Here is a 23,214-nt window from a genome sequence, read left to right as displayed (position 1 = left end):
AACCGCTCCATGCTCGTGAAGGTGGCGCTGCCGTGACTGAGTTGGAAACCTTGCTCTCGCTTTCGGAGTCTGCCAGCTGGAGCGATCGCGGCAAGGCTGGGTCAGGACTCGTGGCCCATGTGGGTGAGCCAACTGTGGATGCCGCCATTCTTCGGCTGCTGCTGGACGAGAGAGACACCGCTGTCACTGTTGCTACGGCTAATGCGCTGTTGGCTCGGGCTGATCTCGCCTCGTGGCGAATGTTTGTTCGCGGCTGGGCCGTTGCCACCCAGCGGTCCAGTATGACGAATTACGTCGATCATTTGTACAGCTGCTTGAATAGTGCAATGTACGTCGCGAGCTTGGATTCGGGAAAGACTGCAAGATTGAAGGGTTTGGCAGAGCGTTTCACGAGTGATGATCATGATGAGACGTTAAAGACAGCCGCAAGAGAGATTCGCGACCTGGTATTCGAGAGTCTATGACTGGTGGTGGGCAGTCTGCTGCTCCTGAGAATGGCCATACGTAGTCGCTGGTGAGGAATCAATTTCTTGTTTGCGGGCGGCGGGACCTCGGTCCCGTCGCCCGATTCAATCCGCAGAAATCAGTCGGTGCTTCGGCTAGTTCCAGCACCGGTGCCGGCGCCTTGCCGTCGACACGCCTCAGCTCGCGACTGTGCCAACGCCCGTACGATCGATGGGTGCGCCGCCCTCACCCGCCGCGGCCCGCAAGCGCCACGCGGCCCCGCCTGCTCATCGCCCTGACCGCCGTCGCCGTCCTCACCGCCACCACCGCCGCGTCCTGCGGCGACGACCAGCCGCCGGTCGCGCTCGCCTCGGTGGCCCGCAACCCGGTCAGCGAGGTGATCGACGCCCCGGCCACGGTTACCGCCCGCGCAGCCGCCACCCTCACCGCGCCCGCCGACGGCACCCTGGCCAGCCTGCGCGTCCAACCTGGACAGCGGGTGAAGCGCGGTCAGGTGCTCGCTGTGGTCAACTCGCCGAGTGCCCAGCAGCGTCTCCGTCAGGCGAAGGAGGCGCTGACCGCCGCGAAGCGCGCCGGCCGCGGCGTCGGAGCGGGCAACCTGAGCAGCAGCCGGCGGGGCACCGACAAGGCCGCCGAGGAGGCGTTCGACGCCGCCCGCAAGGCCGCCGAGAAGATCGCCGACCCGCAGTTGCGCGACGCGCTGCTGACCCAGGTGACGTCCGCGCAGCGGCAGTACGCCGCCGCCGCGCGCAGCGCCGACCAGGCGGTCCGCGCGGTGCAGCGGGGGATCAACGGGTTGAGCTCCGCCGTCGGCTCGCTCGCCGCGGCGCAACGGCTCCAGGCCCAGCAGGCGTACGACCTGGCGAAGGCGACGGTCGACGCGCTGACCCTGCGCGCTCCGATCGCCGGCGTGGTGCAACCCGGCGGCACGCGGGCCGCCAGCGGCGCCAACGGTGGGCTGGCCGGGCTGTTGGAGCAGGCCGGTGGGGCCGGGATTGACCCGTCCGCGCTGGCCCCCGCCCAGGGCGGCCCGCCCGCCGGGGTCGACGACGCCGTCGCGGTCGGCGGTCAGGTCACCGCCGGCACGCCGGTGCTGACCGTGGTGGACACCGGGCAGTTGGGGCTGCTCGCCGACGTGGACGAGACCGACGTGCTGCTGGTCAAGGCCGGTGTGAGCGCCACCGTCGAGCTGGACGCGGTGACTGGCGCCAGCTACGACGCCACCGTCCGGTCCGTCGACGTGCTTCCCACCAGCTCCGCGCAGGGCGGCGTCACCTATCGGGTACGCCTCACGCTGGGTGCGGGAAAGCTGGTCGAGGACGCGCCCGCCCCGACGCCCCGCCCCGGCATGAACGCGATCGTGCACCTGCGCGTACGCGAGGCCTCCGACGCGGTGACCGTCCCCGCCTCCGCGGTGTTCTCCGCCGACGGCCGGGACGCCGTGTGGGTGGTCCGCGACGGGAAGGCGGACCGGGCGCCGGTGACAGTGGGCGTCCAGGGGGCCGACCTGGTGCAGATCCTCAACGGCGTCCAGGCCGGCGACCGGGTCGTGGTGCGCGGCACGGACCAGGTGCGCGACGGCCAGGAGGTCCGGTGACCGACACCCCGCCGGCCATCGAGGCGGTGGACGTGTCGCGGACGTATGAGTTGGACGGGGTGTCGGTCGAGGCGCTGCGCGGGGTGTCGTTGACCGTGCAGCCGGGTGACTACGTGGCGCTGGTGGGGCCGTCCGGCTCGGGCAAGTCCACGCTCATGCACCTGCTGGGGGGTCTCGACCGCCCGACAGGTGGCCGGTTGGTGATCGGCGGGCGGGACGTCAACGCCCTCTCGCCGCCGGAGATGGCCGCCCTGCGCAACGAGACGATCGGTTTCGTCTTCCAGGCGTTCCACCTGCTGCCGCGTACGTCGGCGGTGGAGAACGTGGCGTTGCCCCTGGTCTACCGGGGTGTGTCGGCCCGGCAGCGCCGGGAGCGGGCGGCGGCGATGCTGGGTCGGGTCGGTCTCGGGCACCGGCTGGACCACCGGCCCAACCAGATGTCCGGTGGCGAGCAGCAGCGGGTCGCCATCGCCCGCGCGCTGGTCACCGAGCCGACGGTGCTGCTGGCCGACGAGCCGACCGGCAACCTGGACAGCGTGACAGGCGCGGCGGTCCTGGAACTGCTGGAGCGGTTGAACGCGGAATCCGGGGTGGCATTGGTGATGGTCACCCATGACCAGGAGGTGGCGGCTCGGGCCGCCCGGCGGATCACCATGCGCGACGGTGTGGTGGTGGCGGACAGCGCCACCGACCCTCATGATCGACCGCTGTCCGTCGATCACGGTCGACCTGAGACACTTGTCCCCGCTCCCAGCGCGGAGCCCCGGTCCGTTTCCGGAAGCGGCCCGGGGCACCCGTCCGGTGGCTCCGGTGGCGCCGCCGGAGCCACCGGGCGCCTTCCGCAGCCGCCGACCGGCGACGGCACCTCCGATCAGGCCGTCGACGCCAACGCGACGCACGAGCCGACCAGTGCCGAGGCCGTGCAACAGTCGGCGGCCGACAACCGGAGCGAGTCGTGAGGGTCGCCGAGGCGTGGCGGGTCGCGTTGGACGCGCTACGGGCCAACCGGCTGCGCAGCTCGCTCACCATGCTCGGCGTGATCATCGGGGTGGCCTCGGTGGTGCTGCTGGTAGCGATCGGCACCGGCACCAAACAGAAGGTGGAGCAGCAGGTCGAGGGGCTCGGCTCCAACCTGCTCCTGGTCGTCCCCGGCAAGATCGAGGTGGGCACCGCGCCCGTCGTCTCGCCGTTGACGCTCAAGGACGTGGACGCGGTCTCCCGGGTCGTCGGCGATCCCCAGCGGGTCGCGGTCACCGTCGCCTCCGGGGCGACCGCACGGGCCGGCGCCCGCTCCGACTTCACCACCGTGCAGGGCGTGCTGGAGACCACCCCGACGGTGTTCACCCGGTCGCTGGCCCGGGGCCGCTACCTCACCGGCACGGACGTGGACACCAGCCGGCGGGTCGCGGTCCTCGGTGACTCGGTGGCCCGCGCGTTGTTTCCCGACCGTGATCCGCTGGGCCAGCAGGTGACCCTCGCCGGGGTGCGGTTCCGGGTCATCGGCGTGTTCGCGCCCCTCGGGCAGAGCCTCGGCGTCGACCGGGACGACGAGGTGCACGTGCCGGTCACCGCCGCGCAGCGGCTGTGGGGCACCCAGCGGGTCGACGGCATCGCCGTGAAGGCGCCGGACCGGGAGCGGATCGACGAGCTGGGCGAGCGCATCGTCGCCGAGCTGAACCGCCGCCACCCGGACACCGAGTTCAGCGCGGTCACGCAGCAGCAGATCCTCGGTGTGCTCGGCGACATCCTCGGTGTGCTCACCGGTGTGCTGGCCGCCATCGCCGGAATCTCGCTGCTCGTCGGCGGCGTCGGCGTCTCCAACATCATGCTGGTGAGCGTCCGGGAGCGGACCCGGGAGATCGGGCTGCGCAAGGCCGTCGGCGCCCGCCCCCGCGACATCAGCGTGCAGTTCCTGCTGGAGGCCGTACTGCTCACCACGATCGGCGGGCTGACCGGGATGGCGCTGGGCGTGGGCACCGCCCTGCTGGTGGACGCGCTGTCCCCGATCCCGGCGGCGATCACCTGGTGGTCGTTGGCGCTGGCCTTCGGTGTGTCGGCCGCGGTGGGAATCATCTTCGGGGTGGTTCCCGCGCAGCGCGCCGGCCGCCTCGACCCGGTGGTGGCGCTTCGCGCCGAGTGAGACCGGCCGGCCAACCGGACGACCGGCGCAGGCGGGGAGATAGCGGGAGCACGGATCGGGTGAACCGACGATCCCGGCATGATCAGTTGTACGAAGGGATCGCGCCGGTCACAGCCGCCCCGCTACCGTACTGGTAACACGCGCGTCGCCGCCCGACCCGGAGCATCCGTCGGGTTGGCACGCGCCGGGCATGGGATGGGTCGGTGAGCCATGGCCGGGTCGCAGTCCGACGGACGGCTGTCGGAGGTCAAGTTCCTGACCGTCGCGGAGGTGGCGACGGTCATGCGGGTGTCGAAGATGACCGTCTATCGCCTCGTGCACAGCGGTGAGCTCACCGCTGTCCGGGTGGGGCGGTCGTTCCGGGTGCCCGAGCACGCGGTGCACGAATACCTGCGGGGCGCGTTTCAGGAAACCGCCTGAGCCACCCGTCCGCCGCTCGAATGCCACGTAGGCGGCATGGACGGGGGCGCGTTGGTCCTGCTGACGCTCTCCGGCTACCCTGGAGCCCGACCGAGACCCCACCGGTGCGCCCCGCCACCCAGACCGGTCCGGTCCGTTGTCCGCATGCGGTCGCCGTCGCCACCTGCGTGGTGTCATCCGGCCCGCCCCGCACGTTGTATCGAAAGGCTGTCGTATGGGCTCGGTGGTCAAGAAGCGCCGTAAGCGCATGGCTAAGAAGAAGCACCGCAAGCTGCTGCGCAAGACCCGCGTCCAGCGTCGCCGTCTCGGCAAGTGATCGTCGCCGGGCGCACAGCCCGGCACTTCGACGTCACTTGCCAAAACAGTCGACCTCCGGAGGCTCAGGTGATCAGGCCGTGGTTCTCCCGGCTCGATCCCTCCTGTCGGCGTAGGTGCGTCAGATGACCCCCGGTAGCACCTCAGGTGCTCCGGGGGTCGTCGTCGTCACCGGGGTCGGCCGGTACCTGGGCGCGCACGTGGCGGCCCGGCTGGCCGCCGACCCCCGCATCGAACGGGTCATCGGCGTGGACGCGCCGGAGCCGGGCGCCGAGTTCACCGATCTGCTGGACCGGGTCGAGCGGATCCGCGTCGACCCGGGGTCGCTCGGCGGGCTCCTCGCCGACCTGGAGGTCGACGCGGTGGTCCACCTCGCGTTGGTCAGCGCCCCCGACCAGCAGCACGGCGGCCGGTCGGCCATGAAGGACCAGAACGTCATCGGCACCATGCAACTGCTCGCCGCCTGCCAGCGGGCGCCCCGCCTGCGCAAGCTGGTGGTCCGGTCGTCGACCGCCGCGTACGGGGTGTCGTTCCGCGATCCGGCGGTGTTCACCGAGGAGACCGAGCCACGCGAGGTGCCGCGCGGCGGTTTCGGCCGCGACATCCTCGACGTCGAGGGGTACGTTCGCGGCTTCCGCCGTCGCCGGTCCGACGTGACCGCGACGGTGCTGCGCTTCGCCCCGTTCATCGGTTCGACAGCCGACACGACGTTGACGCGCTACTTCGCGCAGCCGTTCGTGCCGACCGTCTTCGGCCGCGATCCCCGATTGCAGTTCCTGCACTTCGACGACGCGTTGGAGGTGCTGCACCTGTCGATCGTGGAGGATCACCCGGGCACCTACAACGTCGCCGGTCCGGGGGTGCTGTCGCTGTCCCAGGCGATCCGGCGGGCCGGTCGGGTGGCCGTGCCGGTGCTGGAGCCGGGTCTCTCCGGGGCCGCGGCGCTGGCCCGCACCATGGGTTTCGGCCGCTACGGCCTGGACCAGGTCGATCTTTTCGTGCACGGGCGGGTCGTCGACACCACCCGCCTGGAGCAGGAGTACGGCTTCACACCCCGCTCCACCGCCGCCGCGTTCGACGACTTCATCCGCGCCCACCACGGTGGGGTGGTGCTCAGCCGGGGTCAGTTGGCCGCCGCCGAGCAGTTGGTCCTGGACGGCATCCGGCAGGTCCGAGCAGCCGTGCGGGAGCGGACGTCATGAGCGCGAGGCGTACGCCTGTCGTGCGCGTCGCCGAGGTGCCGTCGTGACCGGGCCGGCGCACGGACGTGAACCAGCGGGTCTGGGGCCGTTCGACGTACCGCCGGAGCCGCCCGTGCCGGACGCGGAGCCGGCGCGGCGCAACGGCCATCGACCGGCGAGCCGGCTCGCGCCCGCCGCGACGTCGGGCGACGAGGTCGACACCGCGACCGACGACCCGGTGCGCGCGGGCGGCGACCCGACCGCCGACGAGGCCCCCCCGACCGGCGAGCCGGCGAGCGCGGCCGTCCCGCACACCGGCGGCGGTCCGGCGGTGCCGGATCGGCCCGGGGACCAGTGGGACCGCCGGGTCGCGAACGGGCTGGCGTTCCTGCGTCGGCGGTTGGCCGGTGACTACGAGGTCGACGAGTTCGGGTTCGACCCGGAGCTGACCGACGCCGTCTTCCATCCGCTGCTGCGGCTGCTCTACCGGGACTGGTTCCGCACCGAGGTCAGCGGGGTCGAGCACGTCCCCGTCGACGGGCCCGCGCTTGTGGTCGGCAACCATTCGGGCACCGTGGCCCTGGACGCGTTGATCCTCTCGGCAGCCTTGCACGACAAGCACCCCGCCCACCGCTACCTGCGCCTGCTCGGCGCCGACCTGGTCTTCCGGATGCCTGTGGTGTCGGAGATCGCCCGCAAGACCGGCGGCACGGTGGCCTGCAATCCGGACGCCGAGCGGCTGCTCGGCGGTGGCGACCTGGTCGGCGTGTTCCCCGAGGGGTTCAAGGGGATCGGCAAGCTCTACGCCGACCGGTACAAGCTGCAACGGTTCGGCCGGGGCGGCTTCGTCTCGGCGGCGCTGCGCACCGGCACGCCGATCGTCCCGGTCGCCATCGTCGGCGGCGAGGAGATCTATCCGATGCTCGCCGACATCAAGCCCCTGGCGCGGCTGCTCAAGCTGCCATACTTCCCGGTCACGCCGACGTTCCCCTGGCTCGGGCCGCTGGGCATGGTGCCGCTGCCCAGCAAGTGGCTCATCGAGTTCTGCCCGCCGATTCCCACCGCGCACCTGACCGACTCGGCGGACGATCCGCTCGTGGTCTTCAACCTGGCCGACCAGGTGCGGGAAACCATCCAGCAGACCCTGCACTCGCTGCTGGAACGGCGACCGGACCCGTTCGGCCCATGAGTCAGCCGGCGCGGCGGCGGCGTTGCAACGCCAGGCCGGCGGTGACCGCGCCGGCGACCAGGCCGGCCGCCGCCGTCGACGGTACGGCGATCTTGACGGCCCGACGGCCGGTGCGAAAGTCCCGTACCTCCCAGCCGTGCTGGCGGGCCTGGCGCAGCAGGGCGCCGTCCGGGTTGACCGCCACCGCCCGGCCCACGGCGGAGAGCAGCGGCAGATCGTTGGCCGAGTCGCTGTAGGCCGCGCAGCGGCTCAGGTCCAGCCCTTCCACGGCGGCGAGCTGCGTGACCGCCTCGGCCTTCGCCGGCCCGTGCATGAGGTCGCCCACCAACCGCCCGGTGTACGCCCCGGCCCGCACCTCGGCCACCGTGCCTATCGCACCGGTCAGGCCGAGTCGGGTGGCGATCACCCGCCCGATCTCCACCGGGGCGGCGCTGACCAGCCACACGCGCTGACCGGCGTCGAGGTGGCGTTGGGCGAGCTGCCTGGTGCCGGCCCAGATCCGGGGCGCCATCAGCTCGTCGAAGATCTCCTCCGAGAGGCGTTCCACGTCATCCACCCGCCAGCCTTCGACGAAGGCCAGCGCGGTCTCCTTCGCCTGTGACATGTCGCCGGCGTGCTCGCGGGCGAGCAGCCGGAACCGGAGCTGCTGCCAGGCGAAGCGGGCCAGGTCGCCGGTTGTGAGGTAGTTCCGGGCGGCGAGCCCGCGAGCGAACCAGTAGATCGACGCGCCCTGCATCATCGTGTTGTCGACGTCGAAGAACGCCGCGGCGGCCCGGTCCGGCGCGGGTGGGGTCACTGGCGCGAGCTCGGTCTCCGCCCACCCGGCGGTGTGACCCAGGGCGTCGGTGCTGACCGTCACCTTGCGGCTCACGCGACTCCCTTCTCACCAGGTACGACGGATGCCTCCAGCGAGGGTAGCCGGAGCGCACGGTCGAACGGCCGGGCCACAGGGAACTGTGGTCCGGCCGGTCAGGCGTGCGGTATGGGGAGTGCCGGGCGGGCGGCTCAGCGGTCGCCGGGGCAGGTGGTCGGTGTGGGTCCGAGCGCGTCGCTGCCGGTCGGAGCGGGCAGGCCGCAGGCGATCGCCGCCCGCACCGAATCCGAGCGCTCCCGGATGGTGTCCAGCAGGGCCAGGGAACGCCGGGTCCGTTCCCGGTCGGCTCGGCTGGCGCCGTCGAGCAGGTTGGTCACCGCCCGACGCTGGCTGGTGACGAAGGTGTTGACGGTGTCCAGGCTGGCCGGTTCGGCCCGCTGGACAGCGGCGGCGGTGAGCAGGCGAATGCCCTGCCGGGTGTCGGCGTCCATGTCGTCGAGGACGGCGCTGTAGCCGATGCGGTCACCGCGCAGCTCGGCGGCTTCGCCGAGCCTGGTCCGGGCGAAGTCCAGGAACAGTTGGCCGCGGCTGATGTCCGAGCTGGCCAGGGCGAGCTGGGCTCGCTCGGTGGAGCGCTTCATGCCGTACAGCGCGTCGCCGGGGACGGCGTTCTCGCTGGCGGCGGAGATCCCCGAGACGGCGATGGCACCGGCAGCGATGCCGACCAGGATCGCGCCTCGGGCGCGGGCCCGTCGGGCGGTGACCGCGGGTAGCAGCGAGCCGCGGCTCGTTGCTGCGACCCGCGGGGCAGCCGGCTCGGCGGTCGCCGGGGTGGTGCCCATCCCCTCGCGCTCGGCGGTGGCGAGCAGCATCGCTCGCAGGCCGGTGCGGAAGTCGGGGTTCACCTCGACCGTGGGGGGATCGACGCTGAGTCGCTGGCCTACTGCGACGAGCGGTGCCAGCTGGCTGTCCACTCGGGACCGCACGTGGTGCCGCCGGCCGCCGTTGGCCTCGTCGAGAAGCTGCGCGAAGCGCTCGGCGCGCCGGCGGGAGAAGAGGATGTCGTCCACCGCAGGCACCTCCTCTCGCTGGTCACGGCCGGTCGGCCGCCATCGTTGCCAGCGACCGGGCGGCTCTGTGACACCACGGAGGTGAGGCCCCGCCCGGCGTGCCGGTCGGACCTCGGTGCCCCGGGCCTGCCGGGACAACCACCGGTCGCACCCGGAGAAACGCGGCGGACCGGGCACGGGTTACGGGCCTGGCGGGGCGGAAATCACACAAAGTGATCGACGTCACCGGGCAGCACCCACCCTGAGCTGCCCGGACATTGATCGACGCCCGTCGGTTCCCGCAGCGAGAATCACGGTTGGAAGCCGTCGGGCAGGAGCCGGGCGAGCGCGCGAACAGCCCGGTACTGCAGGGCCTTGATGGCACCCTCGTTCTTGCCCATCGTCCGGGCGGTCTCGGCGACCGAGAAGCCCTGGAGGAACCGGAGCACGATGCACTCCTGCTGCTCCGGGTTGAGCTGCTTGACGGCGGTGAGCAGGGCGACGTTTGTGATGTGTTCGACCACCGCGGCTTCCGGGCTGCCCTCCGGGCCCCGGTCCTCGCGGTCGGCGTCGAGCACGTCGCCGGTGGTGACCTCCAGCCGGTACCGGCCGGACTTGAAGTGGTCCGCCACCAGGTTGCGGGCGATGGTCACCAGCCAGGCGCCGAGATCGCGGCCCTGCCAGGTGAAGCTGCCGATCCGCTTGAGGGCGCGCAGGAACGTGTCCGAGGTGAGGTCCTCGGCGAGCTGGCGGTTACCGACCCGGAAGTAGACGAACCGGAAGACGGTGTCGACGTACCTGTCGTAGATGAGGCCGAACGCCTCGGACTCGCCTGCCTGTGCCCGCTCGACAAGCGTCCAGACCTCGGTGGCCGGGTCGGACGGGTCCGGGCGGCTGGGGAAGCCGGTCGGGGTGATCGGGGTGGTCGGGGTGTCCGCCGGGACCGCCGGGATCACCGCCGTCTCGCCCGCCGCCGGATCGGTGACGGGCGCCGGCGCGTCGCCGACCCGACGGCCCTGGGAGGGCATGGTCGGCCGGGCCGGTGCGGCGACACGGCCACCGGTCGGCATCGCGTTGCCACCGGGGGCCGCCGGTCTTGGTGGGGGCTCGTTGGTGTGCGGGCGATTGCGGGTGCGCTGGGCGGCGTTGTCACCGCGCGTAGCGCCCTGCGGGTCGCCCAGCGGCGCGCGGGCCGCCTGTCGTTCGTTGACGGGGGAGCGGGGCGTCTGGCCGGTCAGGCCGACCGGGCGGTCCGCGTATCCGAAGGTGGTCACCGCGCGGCCCCCGTCCCGTTGGTCACCGGGCGGGCCGGTTTACGGGTCGTCGGTGCGGACCGACCGGGCAACCGGTCGGGCAGGACGGTTCCGGGGTGTGCCGACGGGCGGCAGTTCCCCTTGAGGTGCTGGTCCAATGCGCTGACAGGCACGGGGGCCTCCTCGGGCTGAGGGGTGTCGACTCACGGCAAATGGGGTGAGCCGACCCGAGTGATAATAGGGCCAACGTCACCCGCGCGTGGCAAGTCCGTTACACAGGGCGGAAGTATTTCCCGCTGTGTCGCACCTGTGGCGGACCGGTTGTCCGTCGTGTGCGTTTGACATTCGCCTGGGCCGGTGTTCCAGGATGGATCCCCAGGTCGGGGCCAGTTTGGCCGATCGGGTGCGCCGCCTCGGCCGGCCGCCGGGCGAGCCGGTCCGAAGCGTCCGTCGCGCACGCCGGTCGTCCCGCCGACCGGACCGGATCGGATCACCCGCGGCACGGCGACTGTCCCGTTGACGGGACACCCGACAGTCCTCGTCGCCCGACCGTCGGACGTGGCCTGTCGACCGCCGCTGTGCCAGACTCGACCACCGTGCAGGACCACTCGGCAGACCCCGCGCCGAACCTCGCCGACCGGGTCCGTCGGGCGGCTCTCGACAGTGGTGACCGGCCCGCGCTGCATTGGCGGGAGGCGCGCGTCAGCTGGTCCGAACTGGACGTCGCCGTGACCGCCGCCGCAGACGGCCTGGCCGCCGCCGTACCGCCGACCGCCGACGCGCGTCCCCTTCCGCGCCGGGGCGGCGACGACCTCGCCGTACTGCTCTATACATCCGGGACCGAGGGGCGTCCGAAGGGCGCGATGCTCTCCCACCGTGCGCTGCTGGCCAACCACGTACGCGGACTCGACGCCTGTCCGCACGAGGTCGGGCTGGTGCTCGCCGGGCACCCCGGGGTGGTCGAGTCGGCGGTACCGGGTGTGCCGCACCCACGAACCGGCGAGACTGTGCGGGCGTACGTGGTGCCGGCACAGGGCCGACCGGTGACCAGCGAGGAGCTGCTCGCCCACTGCGCACGCAACCTGGCCCGGTTCAAGTGCCCGACCGCAGTCGAGTTCGTCGACGCGCTGCCGCACTCGTCGATCGGCAAGGTACGCAAGACCCAGCTCCGGTCGGCGACGCCGACCGACCGCACGGAGGTAACCGATGGCCAGTGACGCCCGACTCGCCCTGATCACCCGACCCGGCTGCCACCTGTGCGACGACGCCAAGGCGGCGCTCGACCGGGTGGTCGCGGTCACCGGCGACAAGTGGGTCGAGTGGGACGTCACAGGCGACGAGGGGCTGGAACGGGAGTACGGCGACCGCCTCCCGGTGGTGCTGCTCGACGGCAAGGAGCACGGCTACTGGCGGGTGGAGGAGGACCGGCTGCTGCGGGACCTGACCACCCCGCAGCTCTGAGCGGTGCCTATGGTGCTCCGATGACCCCTGCGCACCCCCACCTCGTCTGGGACTGGAACGGCACCCTGCTCAACGACCTCAGCCTGGTGGTGGCCGCCACCAACGCCGCGTTCGCCAGCGTGGGCGGGCCGGTGGTCACGCTCGACGAGCACCGGACGCGGTTCCGTCGGCCGATCGCCGACTACTACGCCGAGGTGCTCGGCCAGGCCGTGGACGACGACGCGTTCGGCCGCCTGGACCGGATCTTCCACGACGCGTACCGCGACGGGTTGACCACCTGCGAGCTGGCCTCGGATGCGCAGACCGCGATGGCCGCCTGGGAGGGCAGCCAGAGTCTGCTCTCCATGTGGTTCCACGAGGAGCTGGTGCCCACCGTGCACACCTACGGGCTGACCGGCCACTTCACCCGCGTCGACGGGCTGCGGGCCACCGTCGGCGGTGACCGCAAGGCCGAGTCGCTCCGGCGGCACCTGGCCGAGCTGGGCGTGGACGGCAGCGCTGTGGTGCTGATCGGCGACTCCATCGACGACGCGGACGCGGCCCTCGCCGTGGGCGGCCGGGCGGTCCTCTACACCGGCGGCTTCACCGACCCGGCCCGGCTGCGCGCCTCCGGCCACCCGGTCGCCGACACCCTCACCGACGCGGTGGCCCTGGCCGCCCGGGAGGTCAGTTCCGCAGGTAGGTGAGGACGGCGAGCACCCGCCGGTGCTGCTCGGTGTCCGGCGGGAGGGTGAGCTTGGTGAAGATGTTGCGCACGTGCTTCTCCACCGCGCCGTCGCTGACCACCAGGGCGCGGGCGATGGCCGTGTTGGACCGGCCCTCGGCCATCAGGGCGAGCACCTCCCGTTCGCGTGGGGTCAGCTCGCGCAGCGGGTCGTCGCGGCGGCGGCGGGCGAAGAGCTGGCCGACCACCTCCGGGTCGAGCACCGTGCCGCCGCCGGCCACCCGGCGCAGCGCGTCCAGGAACTCGTCGATCGCGGCCACCCGGTCCTTGAGCAGGTAGCCGATGCCACCGCCGGCGCCGCCGGTGGTCGCCAGCAGGTCATCGGCGTACGACACCTCGACGTACTGGGAGAGCACCAGGATCGGCGTACGCGGCACCAGCCGCCGTGCCTCCACCGCCGCCCGCAGTCCCTCGTCGGTGTGTGACGGCGGCATCCGGACGTCGACGATCGACACGTCCGGCCGGTGCTCCACCACCGCCTCGACCAGCGCGTCACCGTCCCCGACGGCGGCCACCACCTGGTGCCCGCTCTCGGTCAGCAGCCGCACCAGCCCCTCCCGGAGCAGGACGGCGTCGTCCGCGATCACAATGCGCATGGCTGTGGTGTCTACCACGTCCGGCCCGCCGTCCGGGCTCGGCGCGGTGTTCGACGGCTCACAGCGGAAGCTCCGCGCGGATCTCGGTGGGCCCGCCGGTCGGGCTCACCACTGCCAGCTCCCCGCCGGCCGCCCGGACCCGGTCGGCGATGCCGGCCAGCCCGTGGCCCTTGGCGAGGTGGGCGCCACCCTGCCCGTCGTCGCCCACCCGCACCTGGAGCTGGGTCTCCTGGCGGGCCACGGCGACCACGGCCTCGGTGGCCCGACTGTGCTTGGCGATGTTCGTCAGCGCCTCGGCCACCACGAAGTACGCGGTGTTCTCCACCGCCGGATCGAGCCGTCCGCCAGGTGTACCGAGCTGCCGGTCCACCTGGAGCTCGATGGGGATCAACCCGCGGCCGGCGAGCGCCGCCAGGGCACTGGGCAGACCCCGGTCGACAAGGATCGGTGGGGCGATGCCCCGGGACAGCGCCCGCAGCTCGGCCAGCGTCTCCCGGGTCTGGGTGACCGCCTCGTCGATGGTCCGGCCGGCGGCCTCCGGGTCGGAGGCGAGCTGCATCCGGGCCCGGCTGAGGTCCATCGCGAGCCGGACCAGGCGCTGCTGCGGGCCGTCGTGGATGTCGCGTTCCAACCGGCGCAGCGCGGAAGCCTCGGCGGACACCGCAGCCCGCTTCTGCTCCTCCAGCACGGTGATCCGGTCCCGCATCTCGGCCACTCCGGTCAGCAGGGCCTTGGCGAAGCTGCCCTGCAGGAGCGCGCAGCCCCGGGCCACGATCGGCAGCGTAATCAGGAAGAACACCCCGATCGCGGTGGTCACCCCGATCCGGGCCGTGGTCGAGTCGCCCAGGCCGAGCAGCTGGGCCAGGTCGCTGTCGTCCCTGCCGTGCGGCAGCGCCCAGTCGTACACCCAGTAGAGGGAGCCGGCGGCAGCGGCGATCCACCAGGCCAGCGTCAGCACGAAGGTGACCAGCGCCACGATCACCCGCAGGATGCCGTGCGCCAGGTCGAGCCAGGACTGGGCGTCGCGCATCGGCAGGAAGATCCGCCGCCAGGCGTTCGCGCCCGCCTCCGGGAGTCGGTAGTGCGGTCGGATCCGGGGTTGTCGCAGCACGGCGGGCAGCCGCAGTCGCTCGATGTCGGCCAGCCCCCGGGCGGCGTACAGGGTGCCGCTGAGGATCGGCAGGCCGATCACGGTGACCACCAGGCCGACACCTGCCACGAGGCCCACGGCGAGGACGACGAAGCTGGCCACCGCCAGGGGGAGGCCGAGCAGCACGTAGCCGGAGTCGACGAAGAGCTGGCGGGGGATGCTCGGTGCCAGCGTCGGATGGTCGCTGGCGGCAACGGCGGTCATAGCCACAGGCTAGGCAGCCGGGCCCGATGTCCCCATCCCGAAGCCCCGCCTCTCGCCCGTAGTGCTGTCCCTACCGCCGTCGTGACCAGGGCTCACCGCTGTCGGGACCGGCCGACGCGGGATTGGTCAGAGAAGTCGGGATTGAGCAATAATCGCCCGGGCGGCGGGCGCACAGGGCCGCTCAATCGATCTTGTGGAATGGAGGGGCTGGTGGGGTCGCGTCCCGGAGCGACAAGATCGCGATTTGTGCACGTCTTCACAAGCGCCTACTCTGTAGTTCCGACGCGCCCTGCTAGCACAGCCGGCAACCTCGGTCGCCAGCGGGAGTCCATAAGCGGCCGACCAGCGGAGTTGGCCGAGGATCGCACCGCACGGAGTCTCATGAGTCAGCACCGTCAGCCAGGTGCGCCCGGCCGCGCCGGTGCCGTACCGGCGCTCCCGGATCTTCCCGAGGCGACCGTCGCTCGGCTCCCGGAATACCTGCGCGCGCTGCACAACCTCGCCGACGCCGGGCACGAGACGATCTCCAGCGAGGGTCTTTCGGCCGCCGCCGGGGTCAACTCCGCCAAGCTCCGCAAGGACCTCTCCCACCTCGGCTCGTACGGCACCAGGGGTGTCGGCTACGACGTCGCGCTGCTGATCGAGCAGATCGAGTACGTGCTCGGGCTCACTCAGCGTCGCGCTGTCGCCCTGGTGGGCGTGGGTAATCTCGGTCACGCTCTGGCCGGCTACGACGGCTTCGCCAGCCGGGGCTTCCGGATCGCCGCACTGCTCGACGCCGATGCCTCCCGGGTCGGTGAAGAGATCAACGGCCTGGTTGTCAGGCATGTCGACGAGCTGCCGGCGGTCGCCACGGAGGAATCCATCGCGATCGGCGTGATCGCCACCCCGGCCGCCGCGGCCCAGCGGGTCGCCGATCAGCTGGTCGCGGTCGGCGTGACGAGCATCCTCAACTTCGCGCCGTGCGTACTCTCTGTTCCGGAGGGGGTCGACGTGCGCAAGGTCGACCTCGCCATCGAGCTGCAGATCCTGTCCTTCCACGAGCACCGCAAGGCGTCGCTGACCGCGCTGCCCGCCACCGGCGGGTCCGCTCTCACCGCCCTGCCCGGCGGGCTCTCGGCCACCGACACCCAGGAGGCGATCGGCACGTGAAACTGCTCGTCGTCGGCGCGTCCTACCGGACCGCCCCGGTCGCCACGCTGGAGCAGCTGGCCGTGCCCCCCGCCGACCTCACCCGCACCCTGGACCGCCTGGTCGCCCAGCCGTACGTGAGCGAGGCGGCGCTCGTCTCCACCTGCAACCGGGTGGAGGTCTACGCCGCCGTGTCCGGTTTCCACGGCGGGCTCGGTGACATCTGCGCCGTCCTGGCCGAGCAGGCCGGCAGCTCGCCGGCGTCGCTCGCCAGCCACCTCTACGTGCACTACGACACCGCCGCCGTGGACCACGTCTTCCGGGTCGCCACCGGGCTGGACTCGATGGTCGTGGGCGAGGCGCAGATCCTCGGCCAGCTGCGCGACGCGTACCACTGGGCCACCGGCGCCGACTCGGCCGGCCGTCTGCTGCACGAGCTGATGCAGCAGGCGCTGCGCGTCGGCAAGCGAGCCCACGCCGAGACCGGCATCGACCGGGCCGGCCAGAGCGTCGTCACCGCCGCGCTGGAGCTGGCCGCCGGGCACCTCGACGGCGACCTCGCCGGCCACCCCGCCCTGGTGATCGGGGCCGGCGCGATGGGGTCGCTCGGAGTGGCCACGCTCTCCCGACAGGGCGCCGGGCCGCTCACCGTCACCAACCGGGGCGCCGACCGTGCCGTCCGGCTCGCCGAGTCGTACGGGGCGGCCGCCGCGCCGATGACCGAGCTGGCCGCCACGCTCTCCACAGTGGACATCGTAGTGGCCGCCACCGCGTCCACCGAACCGGTCCTCACCCGGGCGGTGGTCAGCGCCGCGCTCGCCGAGCGGGGTCCCTCGCGGGGGCCGCTGGTCCTGCTCGACCTGGCCGTTCCCCGCGACGTCGAGGAGGGCGTCGCCGACCTGCCCGGCGTCGAGGTGATCGACATCGACCGGATGGCGGCGCTGCTCGCCGACGGTCCGGCCGCGGCCGACGCGGCCGCCGTCGAGCGGATCGTGCTCGGCGAGGTGGAGGGTTTCCTCACCTGGCTGCGTGGCGCCGACGTGGCACCCACCGTGGCGGCGCTGCGCGGTCGCGCGGACGACGTCGTGGCCGCCGAGCTGCGTCGCCTGGCCCAGCGCCGCCCCGACCTCGGCGACGACCTGCGAGCCGAGGTGGCCCGTACGGTGCACCGCGTGGTGCAGCGACTGCTGCACCAGCCCACCGTCAAGGTCCGCCAGCTCGCGGCCGAGCCCGGCGGCGACCAGTACGCGGCCCTGCTGCGCGAGCTGTTCGACCTCCAGGTGCCGCAGACCTCGCCGGTGGACACCGTCCCCGACGTGTTGAGCCCCGACCTCGGCATGGCACTGCCCGGCGCCGAGCCGCCGTCCGACGCCGACACCGTCGAGCCGACCCCGCCCGCCGGAGGTGCGCGATGACCACCCCCCTGCGCCTCGGCACCCGAGGCAGCGCCCTGGCGATGGCCCAGTCCGGCCAGATCGCCGAGGCGTTGACCACCGCCACCGGCCGCCCGGTCGAGCTGGTCGAGGTGGTCACCGCCGGTGACCGCTCCAGCGCTCCGGTGCACCGGCTCGGCGTCGGGGTCTTCGTCTCCGCGCTGCGCGACGCGCTGACCGCCCGGACCATCGACTTCGCGGTGCACTCCTACAAGGATCTGCCCACGGCCGCGGCCGCCGGGCTGCACATCGCGGCCGTGCCGGCCCGTCAGGACCCGCGCGACGCGCTGATCGCCCGGGGTGGCCGCACGCTCGCCGAGCTGCCACCGGGAGCCACCATCGGCACCGGCGCGCTGCGCCGCATCGCCCAGCTGCACGCGCTCGGCCTGCAGCTGGAGGTCACCCCGATCCGCGGCAACGTGGACACCCGGCTGGGGCGGGTGCTCGGCCCCGAGGCCGACCTGGACGCCGTCGTACTGGCCCGGGCCGGCCTGGCCCGGCTCGGCCGGGCCGATGTGATCACCGAGACGCTGGACCCGATGCTCATGCTGCCCGCGCCCGCCCAGGGCGCCCTGGCCGTGGAGTGCCGGATCGACGACCAGGATCTGGTCGAGCTGCTCGCGGTGCTGGACCACGCACCGTCGCACACCGCGGTCATCGCGGAGCGCGCGTTGCTGGCAACCCTGGAGGCCGGGTGCAGCGCACCCGTCGCCGCCTATGCCGAACTCGCAGAAGGCGAGGACGGCGATGAGATCTACCTGCGCGGGGCGGTGATCAGCCCGGACGGCACTCGTGACCTCCGGCTGTCCCGCACCGGAACGCCCGCCGACGCGGCGGAGATCGGTAAGGCACTCGCCGCCGAACTCCTCGAACTCGGCGCCGACTCGATCCTCGGCCACGAAGGACACACCGGCCCGGGGACCCAGCAATTTGGGAGCACAGAATGACCCGCACCCGTAAGCCCGTCGGCCGTATCGCGTTCGTCGGGGCGGGCCCCGGCGACCCGGGCCTGCTGACCCGCCGGGCGCACGACGCCCTGGTCGACGCCGACCAGGTGATCTACGACCGGGGAGTCCCGGAGTCGTTGCTCTCCGTCGTCCGCGCCGAGGCCAGAGACGACGCCGAGTTCACCCCGGCCGAAGGCGCGCCGGGGGATGTGGCGAAGGTGCTGATCTCCGCTGCCCGGTCCGGGCTGAACGCGGTGCACCTGGTTGCCGGTGACCCGTTCGGCCACGACTCCGTGGTCAAGGAGGTGCAGGCGGTGGCCCGCACCGCCGCCCACTTCGAGGTGGTGCCCGGCGTCGGCCAGGCCGAGGGCGTCGCCACCTACGCGGGGGTTCCGCTGCCGGGTGTGCGTACCGCCGCCGACGTCGAGGACGTCAGCACGCTGGACTTCGACGCGCTGGCCGCGGCCGTGGGCCGGGGTTCGCTCGCGCTCGCGGTGGACGCCGGTGACCTCGCCGCCGTCCGGGACGGCCTGCTGGCCGCCGGCGTGGACGGCACCACGGGTGTCGGGGTGACCGGCGACGGCACCGGCGAGACCCAGTACACGACCACGTCGACCGTGGACAGCTTCGTGGCCGCCGCGCTCGGCTTCACCGGCCGGGTGGTGCTCACCGTCGGCGCGGCCGTGGGCCAGCGCGACAAGATGAGCTGGTGGGAGAACCGCCCGCTGTACGGCTGGAAGGTGCTGGTGCCCCGCACCAAGGAGCAGGCCGGCGCGATGAGCGCGCGACTGCGGGCGTACGGGGCGATCCCGTGCGAGGTGCCGACCATCGCGGTCGAGCCTCCGCGCACCCCGGCGCAGATGGAGCGGGCCGTCAAGGGCCTGGTCGACGGCCGGTACGCCTGGGTGATCTTCACCTCGGTGAACGCTGTCCGCGCCGTCTGGGAGAAGTTCGCCGAGCACGGCTTGGACGCCCGGCACTTCGGCGGCGTCAAGATCGCCTGCATCGGCGAGGCGACCGCGGACGCGGTGCGCGCGTTCGGCATCCAGCCGGAGCTGATCCCCGCCGGGGAGCAGTCCTCCGAGGGCCTGCTGGCCGAGTTCTCGCCGCACGACGAGATCCTCGACCCGGTCGGCCGGGTGCTGCTGCCGCGCGCCGACATCGCCACCGAGACGCTCGCCGCCGGGCTCACCGAGCGCGGCTGGGAGGTCGACGACGTGACCGCGTACCGGACGGTGCGGGCCGCGCCGCCGCCCGCCGAGATCCGGGACGCGATCAAGTCGGGCGGGTTCGACGCGGTCCTCTTCACGTCTTCTTCCACAGTGCGGAACCTGGTCGGCATCGCCGGGAAGCCGCACGCGCGGACTGTTGTTGCCGTGATTGGGCCCAAGACGGCGGAGACCGCGACGGAGTTCGGCCTTCGGGTCGACGTCCAGCCGCCGCACGCCTCGGTGCCCGACCTGGTGGAGGCGCTCGCCGCCTACGCCGTCGAGCTGCGCGAGAAGCTGGCCGCCATGCCGGCCAAGCAGCGCCGCGGCTCGAAGGTGCAGGGGCCGACCGCCCTCCGCTTCCGGTAGTCGTCTTCAGGAGGGCCCTTCCATGTCGTACCCCGAGATCCGGCCCCGCCGCCTGCGCCGCACCCCGGCGATTCGTCGGCTGGTGTCCGAGACCCGGGTCGACCCGGCCGAGCTGGTCGTGCCGATGTTCGTCAAGGAGGGGCTCACCGAGCCCCGGGCCATCGGGTCGCTCCCGGGGGTGCTCCAGCACTCCCGGGACTCGCTGCGCAAGGCGGCCACCGAGGCGGTCCAGGCGGGCGTCGGCGGGATCATGCTCTTCGGGGTGCCCGAGCGGCGTGACCCGACCGGGTCCGGCGGCATCGACCCGAACGGCATCCTGAACGTCGCCATCCGCGACGTGGTGGCCGAGGTGGGCGACAGCACGGTCGTGATGAGCGACCTGTGCCTGGACGAGTTCACCTCGCACGGGCACTGCGGTGTGCTCACCCCCGGCGGTGAGGTGGACAACGACGCCACGCTGGCCGCGTACGCCGAGATGGCGGTGGCCCAGGCCGCCGCCGGGGTCCACATGGTCGGGCCGTCCGGGATGATGGACGGCCAGGTCGGCGTGGTCCGCCGGGCGCTCGACGCCGCAGGCCACCAGGATGTGTCGGTGCTGGCGTACGCGGTGAAGTACGCGTCGGCGTTCTTCGGCCCGTTCCGGGACGCGGTGGAGTCGGCGCTGGAGGGTGACCGGCGCGCCTACCAGCAGGACCCGGCCAACCTGCGGGAGTCGCTGCGCGAGGTGGAGCTCGACGTCGCCGAGGGCGCCGACCTGGTGATGGTCAAGCCGGCGCTGCCCTACCTCGACGTGGTGTCGGCGGTGCGGGCCGCGGTGGACGTCCCGGTCGCCGCCTACCAGGTCTCCGGGGAGTACGCCATGGTCGAGGCGGCCGCCGCGAACGGCTGGATCGACCGGGATCGGGTCATGTTGGAGACGCTCACCTCGATCAAGCGGGCCGGCGCGCAGATCATCCTCACCTACTGGGCGGTCGAGGCCGCCGGCCTGCTCCGCCAGCGCTACTGACCGACTCGACGGGTCCCGCCGGGTCGACCGACCCGTCGGCACCCGCGACGGCGGCCGGAAGTCGCCGGCTGGTCAGCCAGGCGAGCGCCAACAGCACTGCCGACACCGCCAGCGCGAGTCGGGTGGCCTGCGCCAGCTCCGGGGCGAGGTCGAGCCGGCTGGCCGGGTCGAGCCGGTTGGCGGCCGTGATGCCCCCGCCGCCGAGGCTCGGGGCGAGCCGGTCCGTCAGCCAGGACAGGGTTGCGGCGATCAGGGCGGTGCCGGCCGCCACCGAGGTGTGCGACACGGTGGTGAGCAGCGTGGAGCCGGACGGCAGGTCGTCGGGCGGAAGCGACCGGCTGGCCGCTGTCATCGTCGGCATCAGCGTCGCACCCATGCCCAGGCCGATGACCGCACCGAGCGTGGCCAGCAGCGGGTACGACGTGTCGGCGTCGAGCACCAGCACCCGGGCCACCGTGCCGGCCACCGCGGTGGCGATGCCGAGCCCGACGACCCGTCGCGCCGACACGCGGTCGACGAGCCGGGTCGCGACCTGGAGCATCAGCCCGGTGGTCAGCGCCTGCGGGATGCCGATCACCCCGGCGAGAGTGGCCGAGTCACCGCGTACCACCTGCACGTACGCCGGGATGATCAGGAACGAGCCGAAGTATCCGGCCGCGAAGAGGGCCACCGTCGCGGCGCCCGCGGCCATCCCCGGGAAGCGCAGCACGGTCAGGCGCAGCAGTGGCTGCCGGATCCGGCCGGCCCGCCAGGCGAAGGTGACCACCAGCGCGGCGCCGAGGGCGAGCGGCAGCAGCACGGACGCGGTGACGACCCCGCCCCGCTCGCCGGTGACGCTGAGCCCGTAGACCGCCAGCGCCAGGCCGGGGCTGAGCAGCAGGAGCCCGACGACGTCCAGCCGGACCGGTGGGCGTCGCGGGTCGGCGACCGGCAGCACCGACCGGCCGAGCCACACCGCCAACAGCCCCACCGGCAGGTTGATCCAGAAGATCCACCGCCAGGACGCGTGATCGAGCAGCAGCCCACCCAGCACCGGCCCGATCAGGGGCCCGATCAACACCGGAAGGCCGAGCAGGCTCATCATCCGTCCGCGCCGCCCGGGCGGCACCGCAGCGAGCGCGACGGCCATCCCGACCGGGTTGAGCAGTCCGCCACCCAGCCCCTGGAGCACCCGGAACGCGATAAGCGACTCGACGTTCCAGGCGGCCCCGGCCAGCACGGAGCCGGCGGTGAACAGCAGCAGCGCGGTCAGGTAGGTGCGGCGGGCGCCGAAGCGGCCGATCGCCCAGGCGGCGGTGGGCATCACCGCGACGAGGGCGAGCGCGTAGCCGCTGGTGACCCAGCCGATCGTCGTGAGGTCGGTGTCGAGGTCGTCGACCAGGTTCGGCAGCGCCACCACCGTGACAGTGGTGTCGATCACCGCGAGCAGGCCACCCAGGGTCAGGTACCAGCCGAGCCGTCGCGCGGACGCGTCCATGTCGCGGCTCAGGGCCGGACCCGGCGGGCGGCGCGCAGCGCCTCGGCCCACCAGGCCAGCTCGCTCAGGGTGGCGTCGGCGGCCTGCCGCAGCGGCTCGTCGTCGACCAGCCGACCGCGGGCGTCGAGCCGTTCCCAGGGCGCCCGGAGCACCACCCCGGAGCGGGTCGTGGCGGCCTGCACCTCGGCGAAGACCAGGCGGAGCTGCTCGACCGCGCGGATGCCGCCGGAACCGGCGCCGTACGACACGAAGGCCACCGGCTTGCGGGCCCACTCCCGGTAGTGCCAGTCGATGGCGTTCTTCAGGGCGGCCGGGAAGCTGTGGTTGTATTCCGGCGTCACCACCACGAACGCGTCCGCGGCGGCCAACCGGGCGCTTATCGGGCTGGCCGTATTGCCGCCCGGAGGGGTGTCGGCGAAGGGCAGCGGCACCTCGGCGAGGTCGACGAGGTCCAGGTCGAGGTCCGCGCGGCGGCCCGCGTGGGCGACGAACCAGTCGGCGATCGAGCGGCCCAGCCGAGGTTGACGGACGCTCCCGACGAGCACGGCGACGGTCGGCGGAGCGGTGTCCTCTTGCGTAGTCATGCCTCGGACGCTAGGACTTGAAGTAATGGTGAAGTCAATGGCGGCGGGGGAGTGGCGATGGGCACGTTGACGGTGGGCGAGGTGGCCCGCGAGAGCGGGGTCAGCGGCTCCGCGGTGCGGTTCTACGAGCGGCAGGGCCTGATCACCGCTGGGCGCACCGGCGGCAACCAGCGGCGTTTCGACTCCGACGCGGCCTGCCGGATCAGGGTGGCGCGAGTGGCCCAGCGCGTCGGCCTGACCGTCAACGACATCCGCGACCTGCTCGCGGCCCTGCCACCCGACCCCCAGCCGGCCGACTGGCAGGGTCTGCACGATCGGCTGACCGCCGAGGCCGAGCGGCGCATCCGCGACCTGCACGCGGCACTTGACGACATCGGCTCCGGCCGCCGCCTCTGCGACCTCTGACCCCCTGGTGCCGCGGCCCACGGCAAGATCGCCCGGGGCCACACGGCAAGATCGTGCCCAAACATGGATGTAGTGGCCTCCTGGTCGCCGGAAGCC

At 72.8% G+C, this 23,214-nt stretch carries 23 protein-coding genes and 1 pseudogene; 17 read left to right on the top strand and 7 right to left on the bottom strand.

Annotated elements, in window-relative coordinates; translation table 11 throughout:
- The first annotated feature begins 32 nt into the window (after positions 1 to 32).
- The 8 genes and pseudogenes from AB0K10_RS17325 (at position 33) to AB0K10_RS17290 (ending at position 7,307) form a co-directional block, all read left to right on the top strand.
- Complete coding sequence (locus AB0K10_RS17325) at positions 33 to 464, top strand: hypothetical protein (protein ID WP_363684483.1); 432 nt, start codon at positions 33 to 35, stop codon at positions 462 to 464.
- A gap of 215 nt (positions 465 to 679) precedes the next feature.
- The gene (locus tag AB0K10_RS17320) at positions 680 to 2,062 is read left to right on the top strand and encodes an efflux RND transporter periplasmic adaptor subunit (RefSeq protein ID WP_363684481.1); all 1,383 of its coding nucleotides are present in this window, start codon (positions 680 to 682) and stop codon (positions 2,060 to 2,062) included.
- A pseudogene (locus AB0K10_RS17315) lies at positions 2,059 to 2,898 on the top strand (ABC transporter ATP-binding protein); the annotation flags it as partial. The gene AB0K10_RS17320 and the pseudogene AB0K10_RS17315, both read left to right, overlap by 4 nt.
- Before the next feature lie 119 nt (positions 2,899 to 3,017).
- Entirely contained in the window at positions 3,018 to 4,202 is a 1,185-nt protein-coding gene (locus AB0K10_RS17310) for an ABC transporter permease (protein WP_363684479.1), read from the top strand.
- A 210-nt stretch (positions 4,203 to 4,412) separates the two neighbouring features.
- Positions 4,413 to 4,622 carry a helix-turn-helix domain-containing protein gene (locus AB0K10_RS17305; protein ID WP_007465625.1) on the top strand — a complete coding sequence of 70 codons (210 nt, stop codon included), beginning with the start codon at positions 4,413 to 4,415 and terminating at the stop codon, positions 4,620 to 4,622.
- A 214-nt stretch (positions 4,623 to 4,836) separates the two neighbouring features.
- Positions 4,837 to 4,938 (top strand): AURKAIP1/COX24 domain-containing protein, encoded by a 102-nt coding sequence (locus AB0K10_RS17300; RefSeq protein WP_007465623.1) that lies wholly within the window; start codon positions 4,837 to 4,839, stop codon positions 4,936 to 4,938.
- 124 nt (positions 4,939 to 5,062) lie between these two features.
- The gene (locus tag AB0K10_RS17295) at positions 5,063 to 6,139 is read left to right on the top strand and encodes an NAD-dependent epimerase/dehydratase family protein (RefSeq protein WP_363684477.1); all 1,077 of its coding nucleotides are present in this window, start codon (positions 5,063 to 5,065) and stop codon (positions 6,137 to 6,139) included.
- A gap of 310 nt (positions 6,140 to 6,449) precedes the next feature.
- Positions 6,450 to 7,307 (top strand): lysophospholipid acyltransferase family protein, encoded by an 858-nt coding sequence (locus AB0K10_RS17290; RefSeq protein ID WP_007465609.1) that lies wholly within the window; start codon positions 6,450 to 6,452, stop codon positions 7,305 to 7,307.
- Between the two features lies 1 nt (position 7,308).
- Here AB0K10_RS17290 and AB0K10_RS17285 read toward each other — a convergent pair whose 3' ends face one another.
- The 3 genes from AB0K10_RS17285 to AB0K10_RS17275 all read right to left on the bottom strand — a co-directional run bounded on the left by AB0K10_RS17285 (position 7,309) and on the right by AB0K10_RS17275 (position 10,444).
- Positions 7,309 to 8,178 carry an HAD-IB family hydrolase gene (locus AB0K10_RS17285; protein ID WP_363684475.1) on the bottom strand — a complete coding sequence of 290 codons (870 nt, stop codon included), beginning with the start codon at positions 8,176 to 8,178 and terminating at the stop codon, positions 7,309 to 7,311.
- A gap of 134 nt (positions 8,179 to 8,312) precedes the next feature.
- On the bottom strand, positions 8,313 to 9,200 hold the full coding sequence (locus AB0K10_RS17280; protein WP_363684473.1) for a DUF5667 domain-containing protein: 888 nt from the start codon (positions 9,198 to 9,200) through the stop codon (positions 8,313 to 8,315).
- Between the two features lie 281 nt (positions 9,201 to 9,481).
- Complete coding sequence (locus AB0K10_RS17275) at positions 9,482 to 10,444, bottom strand: ECF subfamily RNA polymerase sigma factor, BldN family (RefSeq protein ID WP_363684471.1); 963 nt, start codon at positions 10,442 to 10,444, stop codon at positions 9,482 to 9,484.
- A 575-nt stretch (positions 10,445 to 11,019) separates the two neighbouring features.
- On the opposite strand from AB0K10_RS17275, the gene AB0K10_RS17270 reads away from it, so the two are divergent.
- From AB0K10_RS17270 to AB0K10_RS17260, 3 genes are read left to right on the top strand one after another with little or no spacing between them, the layout of a single operon-like run.
- Positions 11,020 to 11,640, top strand: a complete 621-nt coding sequence (locus tag AB0K10_RS17270; protein ID WP_363684469.1) for an AMP-binding protein — start codon at positions 11,020 to 11,022, stop codon at positions 11,638 to 11,640.
- Entirely contained in the window at positions 11,630 to 11,884 is a 255-nt protein-coding gene (locus AB0K10_RS17265) for a glutaredoxin family protein (protein WP_234582371.1), read from the top strand. Before AB0K10_RS17270 ends, AB0K10_RS17265 begins: the two co-directional genes overlap by 11 nt.
- A 20-nt stretch (positions 11,885 to 11,904) precedes the next feature.
- A complete protein-coding gene (locus tag AB0K10_RS17260) occupies positions 11,905 to 12,570 on the top strand; it encodes an HAD hydrolase-like protein (RefSeq protein WP_363684467.1) in 666 nt (221 codons plus the stop codon).
- On the opposite strand, the gene AB0K10_RS17255 is transcribed toward AB0K10_RS17260, so the two are convergent.
- Both AB0K10_RS17255 and AB0K10_RS17250 read right to left on the bottom strand, forming a co-directional pair.
- Positions 12,551 to 13,204, bottom strand: a complete 654-nt coding sequence (locus AB0K10_RS17255) for a response regulator transcription factor (RefSeq protein ID WP_030329744.1) — start codon at positions 13,202 to 13,204, stop codon at positions 12,551 to 12,553. The genes AB0K10_RS17260 and AB0K10_RS17255 overlap by 20 nt on opposite strands.
- Positions 13,205 to 13,262: 58 nt before the next feature.
- The gene (locus AB0K10_RS17250; protein ID WP_363684465.1) at positions 13,263 to 14,558 is read right to left on the bottom strand and encodes a sensor histidine kinase; all 1,296 of its coding nucleotides are present in this window, start codon (positions 14,556 to 14,558) and stop codon (positions 13,263 to 13,265) included.
- 381 nt (positions 14,559 to 14,939) lie between these two features.
- Between AB0K10_RS17250 and AB0K10_RS17245 the strand changes: the two genes are divergently transcribed.
- The 5 genes from AB0K10_RS17245 to hemB are packed head-to-tail and all read left to right on the top strand — an operon-like array spanning position 14,940 to position 20,652.
- Entirely contained in the window at positions 14,940 to 15,710 is a 771-nt protein-coding gene (locus AB0K10_RS17245; protein WP_363684463.1) for a redox-sensing transcriptional repressor Rex, read from the top strand.
- Positions 15,707 to 17,104: a glutamyl-tRNA reductase gene (locus tag AB0K10_RS17240; protein ID WP_363684461.1), complete on the top strand. Its 1,398-nt coding sequence runs from the start codon at positions 15,707 to 15,709 to the stop codon at positions 17,102 to 17,104. The genes AB0K10_RS17245 and AB0K10_RS17240 overlap by 4 nt, the downstream gene beginning before the upstream one ends.
- Complete coding sequence (gene hemC / locus AB0K10_RS17235; protein WP_363684459.1) at positions 17,101 to 18,069, top strand: hydroxymethylbilane synthase; 969 nt, start codon at positions 17,101 to 17,103, stop codon at positions 18,067 to 18,069. The genes AB0K10_RS17240 and hemC overlap by 4 nt, the downstream gene beginning before the upstream one ends.
- A complete protein-coding gene (locus tag AB0K10_RS17230) occupies positions 18,066 to 19,646 on the top strand; it encodes a uroporphyrinogen-III synthase (RefSeq protein WP_363684457.1) in 1,581 nt (526 codons plus the stop codon). Before hemC ends, AB0K10_RS17230 begins: the two co-directional genes overlap by 4 nt.
- A gap of 22 nt (positions 19,647 to 19,668) precedes the next feature.
- Positions 19,669 to 20,652: a porphobilinogen synthase gene (gene hemB, locus AB0K10_RS17225; RefSeq protein ID WP_363684455.1), complete on the top strand. Its 984-nt coding sequence runs from the start codon at positions 19,669 to 19,671 to the stop codon at positions 20,650 to 20,652.
- On the opposite strand, the gene AB0K10_RS17220 is transcribed toward hemB, so the two are convergent.
- Both AB0K10_RS17220 and AB0K10_RS17215 read right to left on the bottom strand, forming a co-directional pair.
- Positions 20,603 to 22,129 (bottom strand): DHA2 family efflux MFS transporter permease subunit, encoded by a 1,527-nt coding sequence (locus AB0K10_RS17220; protein ID WP_363684453.1) that lies wholly within the window; start codon positions 22,127 to 22,129, stop codon positions 20,603 to 20,605. The genes hemB and AB0K10_RS17220 overlap by 50 nt on opposite strands.
- 8 nt (positions 22,130 to 22,137) lie before the next feature.
- Entirely contained in the window at positions 22,138 to 22,713 is a 576-nt protein-coding gene (locus tag AB0K10_RS17215; RefSeq protein ID WP_363684451.1) for an NAD(P)H-dependent oxidoreductase, read from the bottom strand.
- 57 nt (positions 22,714 to 22,770) lie between these two features.
- On the opposite strand from AB0K10_RS17215, the gene AB0K10_RS17210 reads away from it, so the two are divergent.
- A complete protein-coding gene (locus tag AB0K10_RS17210; RefSeq protein WP_363684449.1) occupies positions 22,771 to 23,118 on the top strand; it encodes a MerR family transcriptional regulator in 348 nt (115 codons plus the stop codon).
- Positions 23,119 to 23,214 lie beyond the last annotated feature (96 nt).

The organism is Micromonospora sp. NPDC049274 (genome assembly GCF_040678875.1).
In the GTDB taxonomy this organism is placed as follows: domain Bacteria; phylum Actinomycetota; class Actinomycetes; order Mycobacteriales; family Micromonosporaceae; genus Micromonospora.
This window is presented reverse-complemented; position numbering and strand designations above follow the sequence as displayed.